The organism is Ruegeria halocynthiae, from assembly GCF_900106805.1.
In the GTDB taxonomy this organism is placed as follows: Bacteria; Pseudomonadota; Alphaproteobacteria; order Rhodobacterales; family Rhodobacteraceae; genus Ruegeria; species Ruegeria halocynthiae.
This window is the reverse complement of the sequence record NZ_FNNP01000006.1, coordinates 173,942-191,563: the sequence shown is the minus strand read 5'-3', so window position 1 is coordinate 191,563 and position 17,622 is coordinate 173,942. Positions and strand designations below refer to the sequence as shown.

Here is a 17,622-nt window from a genome sequence, read left to right as displayed (position 1 = left end):
ATCGCTGCCGTCAGCGTGGTCTTGCCGTGGTCAACGTGGCCAATCGTGCCGATGTTGACGTGCGGCTTATTACGCTCAAACTTTTCCTTTGCCATGATGGCCTCCTGTCATTGAGTAAGGGAAGAGGTCGAATGCCCCTTCCCTGATTTCGCTTATGCGTATTTCGCCTGGATCTCGTCCGAGATGTTCTGCGGAACCGGATCGTAGTGGTCGAACTGCATGGTGAACTGGGCACGGCCCGACGACATCGAACGCAGAGTGTTGATGTAGCCGAACATGTTGGCCAGCGGAACAAACGCATCGATCGCGATGGCGTTGCCACGGTTTTCCTGACCGGAAACCTGTCCCCGACGTGATGTCAGATCGCCGATGATACCGCCGGTGTATTCTTCCGGGGTGATCACTTCGACCTTCATGATCGGTTCAAGCAGTTTCGCACCCGCTTTGCGCATGCCTTCACGCATACCCATCCGCGCCGCGATTTCAAAGGCCAGAACCGAAGAGTCCACGTCGTGGTACTTACCTTCGATCAGGGCAACCTTGAAGTCGATCACGGGGAAACCAGCCAGCGGGCCGCTATCCATGACGGATCTGATGCCTTTTTCAACACCCGGGATGTATTCCTTGGGCACCGAACCACCAACGACACGAGATTCGAACGAATAGCCTTCGCCCGGCTCTGTCGGTGTGATGATCATCTTCACCTCAGCGAACTGACCCGAACCACCCGACTGTTTCTTGTGGGTGTAGACGATCTCGGCTTCGTGGCCGATGGTTTCGCGATAGGCCACCTGCGGCGCACCAATGTTCGCTTCAACCTTGAATTCACGCTTGAGACGGTCAATCAGGATGTCCAGGTGAAGTTCGCCCATGCCCTTCATGATGGTCTGACCCGATTCCAGATCAGTTTCCACACGGAAGGAGGGGTCTTCGGCGGCCAAACGGCCCAGACCCTGGCTCATCTTTTCCTGGTCAGCCTTGGTTTTCGGCTCAACCGCGATCTCGATCACCGGATCGGGGAAGGTCATGGTTTCCAGAACCACCGGATCACCGGTCGAACATAGGGTGTCGCCCGTGGTGGTGTCTTTCAGACCTGCCAGTGCGATGATATCGCCCGCGAATGCTTCCGTGATTTCCTCACGGTCATTCGAGTGCATCATCATCATCCGGCCGATACGCTCTTTCTTACCCTTGGTCGAGTTCAAAAGCGTGTCGCCTTTGGCCAGAGTACCCGAGTAGATGCGGGTAAAGGTCAGCGAGCCAACAAAGGGGTCGTTCATGATTTTGAACGCCAGACCCGAGAACGCCATATCATCATCCGCGCGGCGGGCGATGTTACGGGTTTCTTCTTCGTCACCGGGTTTGAAGCCCATGTAATCAACAACGTCCAGCGGGCTGGGCAGATAGTCGATCACAGCGTTCAGCAGCGGCTGAACACCTTTGTTCTTGAACGCGGAACCGCCCAGAACCGGAACAAACGCGATTTCCAAAGTACCTTTGCGCAGCAGGGCGCGCAGGGTCGGAACGTCGGGCTCATTGCCTTCCAGGTATTCCATCATCGCGTCGTCGTCCATTTCGACGGCCGCTTCGACCATTTTACCGCGCCATTCGTCAGCCATGTCTTTCAGGCTGTCGCGGATCGGTGCTTTGACCCAGCTTGCGCCCAGGTCTTCACCCTGCCACAGCCATTCTTCCATGGTGACCAGATCAACCAGGCCTTCCAGCTCGGTCTCTGCGCCGATCGGAATACCAACCGGAACAGCACGTGCGCCGGTACGGTCTTCGATCATTGCAACGCAGTTGAAAAAGTCCGCGCCGATCTTGTCCATCTTGTTGACGAACACCATCCGCGGAACCTTGTAGCGGTCAGCCTGACGCCACACGGTTTCAGTCTGAGGCTCAACACCGGCGTTTGCGTCAAGAACGCAAACGGCACCATCGAGAACCGCCAGCGAACGCTCAACTTCGATGGTGAAGTCAACGTGACCGGGGGTGTCGATGATGTTCAGGCGGTGCTTGGGCGAGTCAGCCGTTTCACCATCTTCGGTGCGTTCCCAGAAAGTGGTGGTCGCAGCCGAGGTGATGGTGATGCCGCGTTCCTGCTCCTGCTCCATCCAGTCCATGGTGGCTGCACCGTCGTGCACCTCACCAATGTTGTGGGATTTGCCGGTGTAATACAGGATACGTTCGGAACAGGTGGTCTTACCTGCATCGATATGCGCCATAATACCGAAGTTACGGTAATGGTTGAGTGTATATTCGCGTGCCATTTTGATAAGCCTCTGGAATTACCAACGGTAGTGGCTGAAGGCTTTGTTCGCCTCGGCCATCTTGTGGGTGTCTTCACGCTTCTTCACGGCGGTACCGCGGGACTGTACAGCGTCCATCAGTTCACCGGCGAGGCGTTCTTCCATAGTGTTTTCGTTGCGGCCACGCGCAGCAGTGATCAGCCAGCGGATGGCCAGTGCTTCGCGGCGCTCGGGGCGCACTTCGACCGGGACCTGATAGGTTGCACCACCAACCCGGCGCGAGCGAACCTCGACCGACGGTTTGATGTTATCGAGCGCTTCGTGGAACACTTCGACAGGTGCGCGCTTGATCTTGACTTCAACGCGGTCAAAGGCGTTGTAGACGATGCGCTCTGCAACCGACTTTTTACCGTCGATCATCAGGTTGTTCATGAATTTTGTCAGAACCTTATCGCCAAATTTGGCGTCAGGCAGGACTTCGCGTTTTTCAGCGGCGTGACGACGTGACATATCAGCCTCTCCTTCTTATTTGGGACGCTTCGCGCCGTACTTCGAACGACGTTGCTTACGGTCTTTGACGCCTTGGGTATCCAAAACACCACGCAGAATGTGGTAACGGACACCGGGAAGGTCTTTTACTCGACCGCCACGGATCAGAACAACCGAGTGTTCCTGAAGGTTGTGGCTTTCACCCGGGATGTATGAGATGACCTCGAACCCGTTGGTCAGGCGCACTTTGGCAACCTTACGCATCGCCGAGTTCGGCTTCTTAGGCGTGGTGGTGTAAACACGTGTGCAGACGCCGCGTTTCTGCGGGCACTGCTCCAGGTGCATCGACTTCGAGCGTTTTACTTTAGGCTGGCGCGGCTTGCGGATCAGCTGTTGGATCGTTGGCATTCCGGTTATATCCCCGTTTTGCAACACATATGACATGCACGCGCGATGCGTGCGGTTAAATTCGCTGCACTCATGCGTCCACAAGCGCAAAACCCGCGAGCGTTCCCATTCCGAGGTGAACGTCGCGGTTTGTTATCAGAGGGCGCGAACGATAAAAGTGTCCGGGCCTTGACCAGTTCATTACTGAAATCGGTTATGGGGCGGCCCCCGGTACCGAGATGACGCGCGTAATAGGGGGAGTCGGCCCGAGTGTCAACAGCCCTCCGGGAATGGTCTGCGGTGGATGGGCAGGTATCTGTTTATCAGGATCAGATCGCAATTCCCACTGCCCACCTGCATTGCGGCATACAGGAACCCGGTGCATAGTGGCCCTGCCCTACTACTCACTGGATGATTCATGCAAATCATTGGCCTGTGCCGGTTTTCATTCCCTGCCCTGGGCGATTTCCAGATCGAACACGACACGATTAAAGACCGACGCCGCCATTTGTACAACTCTGCCCGTTTGAAAGAGCGGCTAAGCTTGTTCGAATCCGTAACCCTTCCCAGTTTTCGTGCCCAGACAGATGAGGATTTCCAATTCCTGGTTGTTGTAGGGGACTGCCTGCCGAAGCTTGCCTTTGACCGGCTCAACGATCTGACGGCGGATATCAGGCAAGTGCAGATCATTCAAAGGCCCGTTGATCAGAACCAGAAACACCGCCAGACGATGAAGCAGATACTGCAGTGCGCGCGCCTGCAACCGGATCAGCCGTGCCTCCAATTCCGGCATGACGACGACGACGGCGTTTCAGTTGATTTCATCGAGAGACTCCGTGACGGAGCCCAGGATGGCGCCGGACTGATCAAGAAAAATCAGGCGATCGGAATAGATTTCAACAACGGATATCAGGCCAGTTTTGGACCCAATGACATTCAGGCAGCACAGGTTTACAAATCTCTACTTGGGGTGGGTCTGGGGATGCTGATCGCCGGGAACTGCGCCCATACCATCATAAGCTTTACCCACAATCGGATCGGACGCTTCATGCCCGTTATCAGCTATCCGGATCGGCCGATGTGGATCAGGTCATTGAACAGCTCGAATGACTCTTCGCGCGCCGAGAAACAGAAGTCTCAGCTGGCACCAATAACGCCTGATACTGAGCGCGCGTTTGCAGAACGTTTCGCAATTGATCTGGATTTCGTGCGCCGGGCTCACTCATCCGCGTGACGGGATCGCTCTCGGAACAGCGTGAACATCCCTGCTCCGACCACCAATACTGCACCCAGCATGGTGATCGCGTCGGGCCAGTCGCCGAATACTGCCCAGCCCAGCCCGAGTGCCCAGATTAGGCTGGAATACCTAAATGGCGCAACAAATCCGATCTCTCCCACGCGCATGACCATGACGCTGAACAGATATCCCATCAGGACAAACACCGCAGCACCTGCGACCATCGCGCCGGATGAAGTCGAGACCGGCGCCCATCCCTCTATCAGAGAGGCAGCCGTAGCCGCCAACGTGATGGAAAGTGACGTTGCCAGGGTCACCACCATCGAGGGAACCTCGGCCGACATACGGCGGGTGATCAGATCACGGACAGTAACCGAAGCAACGGCGACCAAAGCATAAATCGCGTAGATGCTGAACCCTTCGGGGCCGGGCCGAACGATCAGTAACATGCCAACGAAACCGAGCGTGATCGCGGCGATCCGTCGCCACCCGATGACCTCACCAAAGAACAAAGCCGCCCCCAGCGTCACGGTCAGCGGAAGCGCCTGCAGCACAGCGGTAACGTTGGCAAGCGGCATATGCATCAGGGCGGTCAGAAAGAAGAACGTAGCGACCAGTTCAGCCACGCAGCGAAAGATGATCAACCACCTGTCATGGCGTGGAAATTCGATGTGAAGTGCCCCAAGGTGCCTTGCCAGAATGAACACCAGAACCGTCGCCAACGCTCCACGCATCGCAACCAATTGGAACAGAGGAATCGACTGTCCAACTAATTTCACCAGAGCGTCATTGATCGTAAAGGCAGCCATGCTGGCCACCATCAACAATGCGCCTCTGACATTCGGGGTCATCTAGTGTTAATCCAACTAAGCACAATCGTTGCATTGGCTCCGCCCAAATCGCTAATGTCAATTGAAAATGGCTTTTAGACAACTCAACACGTATTGCTTCGGGCAGGCATTGAACAATCGTCAGAAGCATCCCATACTTGGCAAATGTCGGATACTCTAACACAAACAACGAGCTATTATTTTCGTTCTTGATCAGAGCGGCCGATGAACTGACAATGCATGATGCCGCCACAGTGCGGCATTCTTTTTTTGTGCTCCTGTGGCTGAAACGGGAGAAACACAATGCAAGATGAAAGCCCACTCCCCGTGATTGAGATACGGGATGCGGTTCGCGCGGACACCCCAAGGATTTTGTCAATGATCGAGGCGCTTGCGCGTCACCACAACGACACACCTAGTGCCAGCATTGAAACAATCGAGCGCGATATGTTCGGCGACATACCATGGCTCTACACTTTGATTGCAAGCTTAGCAGGCAACGTGGTTGGTTACGCAGCCCTATATCCGCTGGCGCAACTTCAGTCGGGAACTCGCGGCATAGATATGCATCATCTTTTTGTTGAGCAGCATTTTCGGGGGGCTGGGATCGGGAAGCAGTTGATCAAAGCCTCAATTGACAAAGCGCGTGACCTGTCCTGCACTTACATGATGGTTGGAACACACCCAGAGAACTCTAAGGCGCAAGCCGTATATCTAGCTTGCGGATTTGAGCGCAGGGACGGCATCCACCCAAGATTTCGCTATTTGATATAGGGGCTTACCGCGCCACTGATCGCCAGCGCGACAGGTTCTGTCTCACTCAATTTTTGAGATTAAAAAAGGCCCCGCAAATCTGCGGAGCCTAATTTTTGGGTATGAAAGATTGCTTACTCGCGGCTTTCCGGTGTTTCCACCAGAACGTCCAGCTCATCGCCGACCATATCGTCATCCATCATCGGAGCTGCCAGAGCCGCAGCGGCTTCGGCCTCTTCCCGGCGGGCCTCGATGACCACATTGTCACGCGACTGCGCAATGTGACGAACGGCCTGAGTGGCGCCACCGGTACCGGCGGGGATCAGGCGACCAACGATGACGTTCTCTTTCAGGCCAACCAGCTTGTCTTTCTTGCCCTGAACCGAAGCCTCGGTCAGAACGCGGGTGGTTTCCTGGAACGACGCCGCCGAGATGAACGAACGTGTCTGCAGCGAGGCTTTGGTGATCCCCAGAAGGATCGGTTCACCCTGAGCCGGACGACCACCACGCGAGAGGGTCTTCTCGTTGGCTGCGTCGAACTCTTGCTTGTCGACATGTTCGCCTTTCAGCAGGGTGGTGTCGCCTGAATCCAGGATCTCCCACTTCTGCAGCATCTGACGCACGATGACCTCGATATGCTTATCGTTGATCTTCACGCCCTGCAGACGATAAACATCCTGCACTTCGTCGATCATGTAATCCGCCAGCGCTTCGACACCCATGATGGACAAGATGTCATGCGGAGCCGGATTACCGTCCATCAGGTATTCACCCTTCTGGATGAAGTCACCTTCGGCGACCGGGATGTGCTTACCCTTGGGCACCATGTACTCGATGGTCTCCATGGATTCATCAGCCGGTTCGATGCTGATACGGCGCTTGTTCTTGTAGTCGCGACCAAAGCGCACGTAACCATCGGCTTCTGCAATGATCGCGTGATCTTTCGGACGACGGGCTTCGAACAGTTCGGCCACACGCGGCAGACCACCGGTGATGTCCTTGGTCTTGGCGCCTTCGCGCGGGATACGCGCAACGACTTCACCAGCTTCGATCTCCTGACCGTCTTCGATCGACAGGATCGCATCCACCGACATCGGATAGTGAACCGGGTTGCCCGCATCGTTGCGGACCGGTTCGCCATCTTCACCGACCAGAATGATCTCGGGCTTCAGATCGCTGCCTTTGGGGGCGGCGCGCCAGTCGATCACGATTTTCTGGGTCATACCGGTTGCATCGTCGGTCTCGTCGCGGACGGCAATGCCCGAAACCAGATCAACGTATTTCGCAGTACCGGCTTTCTCGGCGATGATCGGCAGGGTGTAGGGGTCCCATTCGTACAGCTTGTCACCGCGGGCAACCTTGGCACCGTCCTTGACGAACAGCTTGGAACCATAGCCCAGCTTGTGGCTGGCACGTTCCTCGCCGTGTTCGTCTTTGATCACCAGCTTCATGTTCCGGCCCATCACCAGGATTTCACCTGCGGAATTGGTCAGAACTTGCGGGTTTTCAAACGAAACCACACCGTCTTGGCTGGCTTCCTGGAACGATTGCTGGCCACCTTGGGCAACACCACCGATGTGGAAAGTCCGCATCGTCAGCTGTGTACCGGGTTCACCGATGGACTGCGCGGCGATGATGCCGACAGCTTCACCCGTGTTGACCCGAGTACCTCGCGCAAGGTCACGACCGTAGCAGGTCGCACAAACACCTTCCTCGGACTCACAGGTCAGAGGCGAACGGATACGCATTGACGCAACAGCAGCTTCATCAATGATATCAGCCATACGTTCGTCGATCAGCTGACCTGCGGCGACCAGAACTTCATCCGTTCCCGGACGCAGAACATCGTCCGCAGACACACGGCCCAGCACACGTTCGGCCAGCGAGGATACAACCTCACCGTCATTAACTGCGGCTTCGGCCGTGATCGCGCGTTCGGTGCCGCAGTCGATCTCGCGAACGATGCAATCCTGCGCCACGTCGACCAAACGACGGGTCAGGTAACCCGAGTTCGCCGTCTTCAGAGCGGTATCCGACAGACCCTTACGGGCACCGTGGGTCGAGTTGAAGTACTCGAGAACGGTCAGACCCTCTTTAAAGTTCGAGATGATCGGCGTCTCGATGATGTCGCCGTTCGGCTTAGCCATAAGGCCACGCATACCGCCCAGCTGTTTCATCTGAGTGACCGAGCCACGCGCGCCGGAGTGGGCCATCATGTAGACCGAGTTCGGCTCTTGTTCAGAACCATTCGCTGCCCGCTCCGATGACGAGATCGTGCTCATCATCGCCTCGGTGACGCGGTCGTTACATTTTGACCAGGCATCGACAACTTTGTTGTACTTTTCGCCCTGAGTGATCAGACCGTCCATGTACTGCTGTTCAAAGTCCTTCACCTGACCGCGGGTTTCATCGACGATACCCCACTTGTCGTCCGGGATAACCATATCGTCCTTACCGAACGAGATGCCTGCCCTGAACGCCTCTTTGAAACCCATCGACATGATCTGGTCACAGAAAATGACCGACTCTTTCTGACCGCAGTAACGGTAGACGGTGTCGATCACCTGCTGCACTTCTTTCTTCCGCAGCAGGCGGTTGACCAGTTCGAACGGAGCCTTGTTGTTCATCGGCAGCAAGGCACCCAGACGTAGACGACCCGGAGTGGTCTCGAAACGCTGCTGAACTTCATTGCCTTCGGCGTCGATCTGCGCAATCCGCGCGGTGATTTTGGTGTGCAGATGCACTTCACCGGCGTCCAGCGCGTGCTGAACTTCGTCAATTGAACCAAAGACCTTGCCTTCACCCGGCATGCCTTCGCGTTCCAGGGTCACATAGTACAGACCCAGGATCATATCCTGCGACGGAACGATGATCGGCGCGCCGTTTGCAGGCGACAGAACGTTGTTCGTCGACATCATCAGAACACGCGCTTCCAGCTGGGCCTCAAGGCTCAGCGGGACGTGAACGGCCATCTGGTCACCGTCGAAGTCGGCGTTAAATGCCGAACAGACCAGCGGGTGCAGCTGGATGGCTTTACCTTCGATCAGAACCGGCTCGAACGCCTGGATACCGAGACGGTGCAGCGTCGGCGCACGGTTCAGCATGACCGGGTGTTCGCGGATCACCTCGTCAAGAATATCCCACACTTCGGGACGCTCTTTCTCGACCAGTTTCTTCGCCTGCTTGACAGTCGAAGAAAGACCTTTGGCTTCAAGGCGCGAGTAGATGAACGGCTTGAACAGCTCCAGCGCCATCTTCTTGGGCAGACCACACTGGTGCAGCTTCAGTTCGGGGCCGGTCACAATGACCGAACGGCCCGAGAAGTCGACGCGCTTACCCAGAAGGTTCTGACGGAAGCGACCCTGTTTCCCTTTCAGCATGTCCGACAGCGATTTCAGCGGGCGCTTGTTGGCGCCGGTGATCACGCGGCCACGGCGACCATTGTCAAACAGAGCGTCAACGGATTCCTGCAGCATCCGCTTTTCGTTGCGGACGATGATGTCAGGCGCGCGCAGTTCGATCAGACGCTTCAGACGGTTGTTCCGGTTGATGACGCGGCGATACAGATCGTTCAGATCCGAGGTCGCAAAACGGCCACCATCCAGCGGAACCAGCGGACGCAGTTCCGGTGGGATGACCGGAATTACAGTCATAACCATCCACTCAGGCCGGTTGCCCGACTCGAGGAAGGATTCAACAACCTTCAAGCGTTTGATGATCTTCTTGGGCTTCAATTCGCCAGTTGCTTCGGCCAGATCAGCGCGCAGCTGCTCGGCTTCGGCTTCCAGATCGATCTGGGCCAGCATCTCACGGATGGCTTCGGCACCGATATTGGCGGTGAACGCATCCATGCCATAGACGTCTTGTGCGTCCATGTACTCTTCTTCGTTCAACATCTGGCCGTAAGACAGGTCAGTCAGACCCGGCTCGATGACAACGTAGTTTTCAAAGTACAGAACACGTTCCAGATCGCGCAGCGTCATGTCCAGCATCAGACCGATGCGGGACGGCAGCGATTTCAGGAACCAGATGTGTGCGACGGGTGCTGCCAGTTCGATGTGGCCCATACGCTCGCGGCGGACTTTCTGCAGGGTGACTTCCACACCGCATTTCTCGCAGACAACGCCGCGATACTTCATCCGCTTATATTTGCCGCACAGACATTCGTAATCTTTGATCGGGCCAAAGATACGCGCGCAGAACAGACCGTCACGTTCGGGCTTGAACGTCCGGTAGTTGATGGTTTCGGGTTTCTTGATCTCGCCATAGGACCAAGACAGAATCCGCTCAGGGCTCGCCAATGAGACTTTGATTTCGTCAAAGACTTTCGGCGGCGTCAGCGGGTTGAACGGGTTATTGGTGATTTCCTGGTTCATTTTGCGTCCTTACAAATTGGGATGGGATGAGTTTGGGGCGTTGCCGCCCCTACTCTTCCTCCGCATCCAGGAGTTCCATATTCAGGCCGAGGCCGCGGACTTCTTTAACCAGAACGTTGAACGATTCCGGTACGCCCGCTTCAAAGTTATCCTCGCCCTTGACGATCGACTCATAGACCTTGGTCCGGCCGGCGACGTCATCCGATTTAACGGTGAGCATCTCCTGCAAGGTGTAGGCGGCGCCGTAAGCTTCCAGAGCCCAGACTTCCATCTCACCAAAGCGCTGACCACCGAACTGCGCCTTACCACCCAGCGGCTGCTGGGTAACCAGGCTGTAGGGCCCGGTCGAACGCGCGTGGATTTTGTCATCCACAAGGTGGTGCAGTTTCAGCAGGTACTTGATGCCCACGGTCACCGGACGCGCGAATTGCTCACCCGTACGACCGTCGAACAGGATCGACTGACCACTTTGCGAGAAGCCCGCACGCACCAGCGCGTCGTTGACGTCAGCCTCTTTGGCACCGTCAAAGACCGGGGTCGCGATCGGAACACCACGGGTAACATTGCCCGCAGCCTCGATCAGGTGATCCTCGTCCATACCGACAATGCCTTCTTCATAGACATCTTCGCCATAGGCCAGTTTCATCGCTTCGCGAACTGGGGTCAGGTCGCCGGAACGGCGGTATTCACCCAGAGCGTCGTCGATGTTCAGACCCAGACCGCGCGCGGCCCAGCCCATGTGGGTTTCAAGGATCTGACCGACGTTCATACGCGAAGGCACACCCAGCGGGTTCAGACAGAAGTCAACCGGCGTACCATCGGCCAGGAACGGCATGTCTTCCATCGGAACAACCTTGGAAATCACACCTTTGTTCCCGTGACGACCGGCCATCTTGTCACCCGGCTGAAGCTTACGCTTCACAGCGATGAAGACTTTAACCATCTTCATCACGCCCGGTGGCAGATCGTCGCCACGGCGGACTTTTTCAACCTTGTCTTCGAAACGAGCGTCCAAAGCGCGCTTGAGCACTTCGTATTGTTCGTTCAGAGCTTCGACGATTTGTGCATCTTTCTCGTCTTCCAACGCCAGCTGCCACCACTGACCACGGGTCAGAGTTTCCAGCAGGTCCTCGGTGATCGCCGACCCAGGCTTGACGCCTTTGGGGCCTTTGACAGCGGTTTTACCCAGGATCAGGCCTTGCAGACGCGCATAGATGTTGCGGTCAAGGATCGCCAGCTCGTCGTCCCGGTCACGGGCCAGACGTTCGACTTCCTCACGCTCGATCTGCAGCGCACGCTCGTCTTTTTCCACACCGTGACGGTTGAAGACACGAACCTCAACGACCGTACCGTAATCGCCCGGCTTCACACGTAGCGAGGTGTCGCGCACGTCAGATGCTTTTTCACCAAAGATGGCGCGCAGCAGCTTTTCTTCCGGGGTCATCGGGCTTTCGCCCTTCGGAGTGATCTTGCCGACCAGAATATCGCCCGGCTCAACATCCGCGCCGATGTAAACGATGCCAGCCTCGTCGAGGTTACGCAGCGCTTCTTCACCGACATTCGGAATGTCACGGGTGATCTCTTCCGGGCCCAGCTTGGTGTCACGGGCGGCGACTTCGAATTCCTCGATATGGACCGAGGTAAAGACGTCATCGCGCGCGATACGTTCCGAGATCAGGATCGAGTCTTCGTAGTTGTAGCCATTCCAAGGCATGAACGCGACGACCACGTTTTTACCAAGTGCCAGTTCACCGATATCGGTGGACGGACCATCGGCGACAACCTCGCCTTTCGTGACAGTGTCACCCACTTTCACCAGCGGACGCTGGTTGATGCAGGTGTTCTGGTTCGAACGCTGGAATTTGCGCAGACGATAGATGTCAACGCCAGCGTCGCCCAGTTCCAGATCCTCAGTCGCACGGATAACGATACGCTGAGCATCGACCTGGTCGATGATACCTGCACGTTTCGCCTGGATCGCAGCGCCCGAGTCGATGGCAACTTTTTCCTCGATTCCGGTACCGACCAGCGGTGCCTCGGCGCGCAGCAGCGGAACCGCCTGACGTTGCATGTTCGAACCCATCAGGGCGCGGTTGGCGTCGTCATTTTCAAGGAACGGAATCAGCGATGCAGCAACCGATACCAACTGTTTCGGGCTCACGTCGATCAGGTCCACATTCTCGCGCGGGGCGAGTGTGTAGTCGCCGGACTGACGGGTCGAAACCAGATCGTTGATGAACTTGCCATCCGCATCCAGTGTCGCGTTCGCCTGCGCCACAGTGTGACGCATTTCCTCGGTCGCGGACATGTAATGAACCTCATCGGTCACCTCGGCGTCTTTGACGACGCGGTACGGTGTTTCGATAAAGCCATACTTGTTCACGCGGGCAAAGGTGGCCAGCGAGTTGATCAGACCGATGTTCGGGCCTTCCGGCGTTTCAATCGGGCACATCCGACCATAGTGGGTCGGGTGTACGTCACGAACCTCAAAGCCCGCACGCTCACGTGTCAGACCACCGGGGCCAAGCGCCGAGAGACGGCGTTTGTGGGTGACTTCCGACAGCGGGTTGGTCTGGTCCATGAACTGCGACAGCTGCGATGAGCCGAAGAATTCGCGGACAGCAGCAGCAGCCGGTTTCGCGTTGATCAGGTCCTGCGGCATGACAGTGTCGATCTCGACCGACGACATACGCTCTTTGATCGCGCGCTCCATGCGCAGCAGGCCAACGCGGTACTGGTTTTCCATCAGTTCGCCGACCGAACGCACACGACGGTTGCCGAGGTGGTCGATATCGTCGATGTCACCCTTGCCGTCACGCAGTTCCACCAGCGCTTTGATGCAGGCCACGATGTCTTCGCGGCGCAACGTGCGCAGTGTGTCAGGCGCATCCAGAGCCAGACGCATGTTCATTTTCACGCGGCCAACGGCAGACAGGTCGTAACGCTCGCTGTCGAAGAACAGCGTTTCGAACAGAGCCGAAGCGGCTTCGACGGTGGGCGGCTCACCCGGACGCATGACGCGATAGATATCCATCAGCGCGGTGTCGCGACCCATGTTCTTGTCTGCGGCCATGGTGTTGCGCATGTAGGGGCCGACATTGACGTTGTCGATGTCTAGAACCGGAATGTCGGTGACACCCGCGTCGATCAGCTCTTTCGCGGTGCCGCCGATCAATTCGCCGTCTTTGTCGTATTCCAGCGTCAGTTCATCACCGGCTTCGACATAGATCGCGCCGTTTTCTTCGTTGATGATGTCCTTGGCGACAAACTTGCCAACGATGTTTTCAAACGGAACCAGAAGGTCGGTCACACTACCTTCGTCGATCAGCTTCTTGACCGCGCGCGGTGTGACTTTCTTGCCTGCTTCAGCAATCACCTCACCGGATTTTGCGTCAATCAGATCATAGGTCGGGCGAGTACCGCGTACACGCTGAGGGAAGAATGGTGTGATCCACCCCTTCTTCTTGTCCAGCTTGTAGGACACGGTATTGTAATACGCGTCCATGATCGCTTCCTGGTCCAGACCCAGAGCATAAAGCAGGGTTGTCACAGGCAGTTTGCGGCGACGGTCGATACGGGCGAACACGATGTCCTTGGCGTCGAACTCAAAGTCCAGCCAGCTGCCGCGGTACGGGATGATGCGGCAGGCAAACAGCAGCTTGCCCGAGGAATGGGTTTTGCCCTTGTCATGATCAAAGAACACACCGGGCGAGCGGTGCATCTGGGACACGATCACACGCTCGGTACCATTCACGATGAATGTCCCGTTCGGTGTCATCAAGGGCATGTCGCCCATGAACACGTCCTGTTCCTTGATGTCCTTGACCGACTTGGCGCCAGTGTCCTCATCGACATCAAACACGATCAGACGCAAAGTGACTTTCAGCGGCGCGCTATAGGTCATGTCGCGCTGCATGCACTCTTCGACGTCGTATTTGGGTTTTTCCAGATCGTATTTCACGAACTCCAGAACGGAGGTTTCGTTGAAATCCTTGATCGGGAAAACCGACTGGAACACGCCTTTGATGCCTTCGCCGTCTGCGGGCACATCTGCATCGCCGGAGCGCAGGAATAGATCATATGAAGATTTCTGGACCTCAATGAGGTTCGGCATTTCCAGCACTTCGCGGATTTTGCCGTAATATTTCCGAAGACGTTTCTGGCCAAGGAACGATTGAGCCATGTCAGATGTCACCTTTCGATGTTCTCAGCGGACAAAGACACCGTCGGGCCCCGGCATCTTGCACATTAGAGACAACACGTCCGGATCAATTCGTGGCCACCGTCCCGAATGGCAGCCTCCCGATCCGAAAACCGTGTCTTAGAAAACGCCCCGGTCAGAGGCCCTTGCTAAGACAGGTTCGGCTGGACCCGGATTTCTCCGGACCCAGCCAATTTTTGCGGCGCATCAGCGATGCACCTGTCGATTGGCTTAGGCCAGCTCGACTTCGGCGCCAGCTGCTTCCAGCTTGCCTTTGACTTCTTCGGCTTCGTCTTTCGACACGCCTTCTTTGATCTTGCCGCCAGCTTCGACCAGTTCTTTGGCTTCTTTCAGGCCCAGACCGGTGATGCCGCGAACTTCTTTGATCACGTTGATTTTCGAAGCGCCGGCGTTCTTCAGAACGACGTCGAATTCGGTTTTTTCTTCCTCAGCTGCGCCACCGGCGTCGCCACCGGCTGCGACCATTACGGCGCCGCCAGCTGCAGGCTCGATGCCGTACTCGTCTTTGAGGATGGTTTTCAGTTCTTGTGCTTCCAGCAGGGTCAGACCCACGATGCTTTCTGCGAGTGCTTTCAGATCAGCCATTTTATCAGCTCTTTCCGTTTACAGTGTGTGTTCCAACGTCAGGGTAGATACCCTACGCAGATCATTCAGTGCCAACCGCTTACGCAGCTTCCGCCTTCTCTTCGATGGTGGAAAGGATGCTTGCGATGTTGCTTGCAGGTGCGCCAATCGCGCCGGCGATGTTCGAAGCAGGTGCGCCAATGCAGCCAACGATCGAAGCAATAAGCTCTTCACGAGACGGCATTTTCGAAACTGTTTCGACGCCTTTGCGGTCCAGAGCATTCTCACCCATTGCACCACCAAGAATCTCAAAATTCTTGTTATCCTTGGCGAAGTCCTCGGCCACCTTGGCTGCTGCCACGGGGTCTTCGGAATAGGTCAGAACGGTCATACCCGTCAGCAGGTCAGCAATGCTCTCACATGGCTTTCCGTCGAGGGCGATTTTGGCGAGCCTGTTCTTGGCAACACGCACGGCGCCACCCGCGTCACGAGCACGTGCGCGAAGGTCCTGCATCTCGGCAACTGTCAGACCGGCGTAGTGCGAAACCACTACGACGCCAGAGCTTTCGAAGATCTGGCCGAGTTCCTCGACCACTTTCTCTTTCTGGGCTCTATCCACAGTTCTCTCCAAGTTTGGGATGAAATCTCACCCCGGCTCATATTTGCCGCGGCTTACGCCCCGGCGTTCAGGTCCGTTGTTACGGGGTTGAGCCAAAATTCGCCCGAGGGTCAGAACCCCCGAAATTCTTTGGTCTTACCCGTCTCAGGCAGGGAATTAAGGGGCCATATGGACCCACCCACCGTCTTGGACGAAACAAAATAAAGCGCACGACGAATCGCACGCTTTATTCCGCAGCCCTATTTAGGGCAGATAGCGGGGGTTTCCAAGGGGTAAATTGCGGTTTGGCGGCAACATCACATTCGACCCCTTTAACGCCCCGGGATCGTGTCAAAATGCGTCAAATTGCGTGCGATTGATGAAACCCTCTTTGACTCTCTCGGATGTTCACAAAGCGGATGGCAAGTCATCTCGTCGATGGCATTTTCGAGAGGTCAAATAGAATGGACCGGCGGTCTTCGGTGAATTGAGCCGGGGGTATCACTAGATTTTCCATTGACGGCCCCTGTTTGGGACGGCCCCACATATCGAAGTGCACACTTTGGCAAGGATCAAAAAAGCCGTCGTAGTCTCCTGCTTTAGCAAGAACAACGCACCCGTAGCCCCCGACATTTATGGGGCTCGCAATAAACCATTCCAGGTTTGTGTATGCGTCCCGGCCGATTTCGAACTCAAGCGCCCCATTTTCCAGTACCTCAGACCATTCATCCTTAGAAGTTTCGGGATCAAATTGTGCCATCGCCGTAGCAATTTCCTTAAGATCACGACGCCACAGAAGAACGGGCATTCCATAAAAAATAAAAGTCCTGACTTCACCAGGCTCCCAGTCTTCTACCGAAATAGACTGCAGGCGAGTTTGATACTTAGCCACAACGTCCGCAGTCGGCTGCATACTGGCGAGCAAAAAATATAGTCCAATTGCGACCGTCACCAATCCCGTCGATGCGGCCAAGTAGCAGAGAAATACGCTCTTGGACTTCATTCTCACCTGCCTATACATCGCATTTCGGCTTTGTTTGTTAGAAAACCATCCATCAAACAAACAAAGGATGATTGCCAGTGACAATATCCATGCTTGCGTACAACAAACAGGACCAAGGCGTGTGACCAAACGCGCATTTATGCTCGAGGTGAACCAAAAATCCCGGGCAGTTCGCACCACCCGGGATCAAATCTTCGCAGTTCTGCGCTAAGGCTTACTCGCCCGCAGCAGCAGCCACATCCAGCGTCACGCCGGGGCCCATGGTCGAGCTCAGCGCGATTTTCTTCATGTAGGTACCTTTGGCACCGGTCGGCTTGGCCTTGGCCACGGCCGAGATGAAGGCGCGGACGTTTTCAACCAGCTTGGCTTCGTCGAAGGACGCTTTGCCAACACCGGCGTGCACAACGCCGCCTTTTTCCGCCTTGAACTGAACTTCACCGCCCTTGGCTGCTTCCACGGCCGCTTTCACGTCCATGGTCACGGTGCCAACTTTGGGGTTCGGCATCAGGTTGCGGGGGCCCAGAACTTTACCCAAACGACCGACGATCGGCATCATGTCCGGGGTAGCAATGCAGCGATCGAATTCGATGGTGCCGCCCTGAATGGTTTCCATCAGGTCCTCTGCGCCAATGATATCCGCGCCAGCTTCTTTCGCTTCGTCGGCTTTGGGGCCACGGGCGAACACAGCTACGCGCATCGTTTTACCGGTGCCGTTCGGCAGGCCGACAACGCCACGAACCATTTGGTCCGCGTGGCGAGTGTCAACGCCCAGGTTCAGTGCGATCTCGACGGTTTCGTCGAATTTCGAAGTTGCGTGGGCCTTAACCAGTGCAACCGCCTCTTCCACCGACAGTTCTGCCTTGCCAGCGAAAGCTTCGCGCGCGGTGCGCGTACGTTTACCGAGTTTTGCCATC

General features: G+C 56.2%; 13 protein-coding genes. 2 read left to right on the top strand and 11 right to left on the bottom strand.

The window, feature by feature from the left end; all coding sequences use genetic code 11:
* From BLU89_RS15635 to rpsL, 4 genes are all read right to left on the bottom strand, one after another.
* Nucleotides 1-95 (bottom strand): GTP-binding protein (locus tag BLU89_RS15635; RefSeq protein ID WP_034866829.1); only part of this gene is annotated, 95 nt, incomplete at its 3' end.
* A gap of 57 nt (nt 96-152) precedes the next feature.
* Complete coding sequence (fusA, locus tag BLU89_RS15630; RefSeq protein ID WP_074737775.1) at nt 153-2,270, bottom strand: elongation factor G; 2,118 nt, start codon at nt 2,268-2,270, stop codon at nt 153-155.
* Between the two features lie 18 nt (nt 2,271-2,288).
* Nucleotides 2,289-2,759 (bottom strand): 30S ribosomal protein S7, encoded by a 471-nt coding sequence (gene rpsG / locus BLU89_RS15625; RefSeq protein WP_074737774.1) that lies wholly within the window; start codon nt 2,757-2,759, stop codon nt 2,289-2,291.
* A 15-nt stretch (nt 2,760-2,774) separates the two neighbouring features.
* A complete protein-coding gene (rpsL, locus tag BLU89_RS15620; RefSeq protein ID WP_005621086.1) occupies nt 2,775-3,146 on the bottom strand; it encodes a 30S ribosomal protein S12 in 372 nt (123 codons plus the stop codon).
* 397 nt (nt 3,147-3,543) lie between these two features.
* Between rpsL and BLU89_RS15615 the strand changes: the two genes are divergently transcribed.
* Nucleotides 3,544-4,359: a glycosyltransferase gene (locus tag BLU89_RS15615; RefSeq protein ID WP_074737773.1), complete on the top strand. Its 816-nt coding sequence runs from the start codon at nt 3,544-3,546 to the stop codon at nt 4,357-4,359.
* On the opposite strand, the gene BLU89_RS15610 is transcribed toward BLU89_RS15615, so the two are convergent.
* Nucleotides 4,344-5,213, bottom strand: a complete 870-nt coding sequence (locus tag BLU89_RS15610) for a DMT family transporter (RefSeq protein ID WP_074737772.1) — start codon at nt 5,211-5,213, stop codon at nt 4,344-4,346. The two genes, BLU89_RS15615 and BLU89_RS15610, sit on opposite strands and share 16 nt — an antisense overlap.
* A 282-nt stretch (nt 5,214-5,495) precedes the next feature.
* Here BLU89_RS15610 and BLU89_RS15605 point away from each other — a divergent pair, with 282 nt between their 5' ends.
* Nucleotides 5,496-5,966: a GNAT family N-acetyltransferase gene (locus tag BLU89_RS15605; RefSeq protein WP_074737771.1), complete on the top strand. Its 471-nt coding sequence runs from the start codon at nt 5,496-5,498 to the stop codon at nt 5,964-5,966.
* Between the two features lie 113 nt (nt 5,967-6,079).
* Here the strand turns inward: BLU89_RS15605 and rpoC are convergent, their stop codons facing one another.
* The 6 genes from rpoC to rplA all read right to left on the bottom strand — a co-directional run bounded on the left by rpoC (nt 6,080) and on the right by rplA (nt 17,621).
* Nucleotides 6,080-10,321 (bottom strand): DNA-directed RNA polymerase subunit beta', encoded by a 4,242-nt coding sequence (gene rpoC / locus BLU89_RS15600; protein WP_074737770.1) that lies wholly within the window; start codon nt 10,319-10,321, stop codon nt 6,080-6,082.
* A 49-nt stretch (nt 10,322-10,370) separates the two neighbouring features.
* On the bottom strand, nt 10,371-14,504 hold the full coding sequence (gene rpoB / locus BLU89_RS15595) for a DNA-directed RNA polymerase subunit beta (RefSeq protein WP_074737769.1): 4,134 nt from the start codon (nt 14,502-14,504) through the stop codon (nt 10,371-10,373).
* 249 nt (nt 14,505-14,753) lie between these two features.
* The gene (gene rplL, locus BLU89_RS15590; RefSeq protein WP_010441182.1) at nt 14,754-15,128 is read right to left on the bottom strand and encodes a 50S ribosomal protein L7/L12; all 375 of its coding nucleotides are present in this window, start codon (nt 15,126-15,128) and stop codon (nt 14,754-14,756) included.
* Between the two features lie 79 nt (nt 15,129-15,207).
* Entirely contained in the window at nt 15,208-15,726 is a 519-nt protein-coding gene (gene rplJ, locus BLU89_RS15585) for a 50S ribosomal protein L10 (protein WP_074737768.1), read from the bottom strand.
* Between the two features lie 406 nt (nt 15,727-16,132).
* Nucleotides 16,133-16,708, bottom strand: a complete 576-nt coding sequence (locus tag BLU89_RS15580) for a Rieske (2Fe-2S) protein (RefSeq protein ID WP_074737787.1) — start codon at nt 16,706-16,708, stop codon at nt 16,133-16,135.
* A gap of 214 nt (nt 16,709-16,922) precedes the next feature.
* Nucleotides 16,923-17,621, bottom strand: a complete 699-nt coding sequence (gene rplA, locus BLU89_RS15575) for a 50S ribosomal protein L1 (protein WP_074737767.1) — start codon at nt 17,619-17,621, stop codon at nt 16,923-16,925.
* Between the last annotated feature and the right edge of the window lies 1 nt (nt 17,622).

What these genes read in the sequence shown, in the direction of transcription:
- rpsL (WP_005621086.1), bottom strand. Translation starts at nt 3,146, where the DNA reads ATGCCAACGATCCAACAGCTGATCCGCAAGCCGCGCCAGCCTAAAGTA.
- BLU89_RS15615 (WP_074737773.1), top strand. Translation starts at nt 3,544, where the DNA reads ATGCAAATCATTGGCCTGTGCCGGTTTTCATTCCCTGCCCTGGGCGAT.
- BLU89_RS15610 (WP_074737772.1), bottom strand. Translation starts at nt 5,213, where the DNA reads ATGACCCCGAATGTCAGAGGCGCATTGTTGATGGTGGCCAGCATGGCT.
- rplA (WP_074737767.1), bottom strand. Translation starts at nt 17,621, where the DNA reads ATGGCAAAACTCGGTAAACGTACGCGCACCGCGCGCGAAGCTTTCGCT.
- BLU89_RS15605 (WP_074737771.1), top strand. Translation starts at nt 5,496, where the DNA reads ATGCAAGATGAAAGCCCACTCCCCGTGATTGAGATACGGGATGCGGTT.
- rpoC (WP_074737770.1), bottom strand. Translation starts at nt 10,321, where the DNA reads ATGAACCAGGAAATCACCAATAACCCGTTCAACCCGCTGACGCCGCCG.
- rplL (WP_010441182.1), bottom strand. Translation starts at nt 15,128, where the DNA reads ATGGCTGATCTGAAAGCACTCGCAGAAAGCATCGTGGGTCTGACCCTG.
- fusA (WP_074737775.1), bottom strand. Translation starts at nt 2,270, where the DNA reads ATGGCACGCGAATATACACTCAACCATTACCGTAACTTCGGTATTATG.
- rpsG (WP_074737774.1), bottom strand. Translation starts at nt 2,759, where the DNA reads ATGTCACGTCGTCACGCCGCTGAAAAACGCGAAGTCCTGCCTGACGCC.
- BLU89_RS15580 (WP_074737787.1), bottom strand. Translation starts at nt 16,708, where the DNA reads ATGAAGTCCAAGAGCGTATTTCTCTGCTACTTGGCCGCATCGACGGGA.
- rpoB (WP_074737769.1), bottom strand. Translation starts at nt 14,504, where the DNA reads ATGGCTCAATCGTTCCTTGGCCAGAAACGTCTTCGGAAATATTACGGC.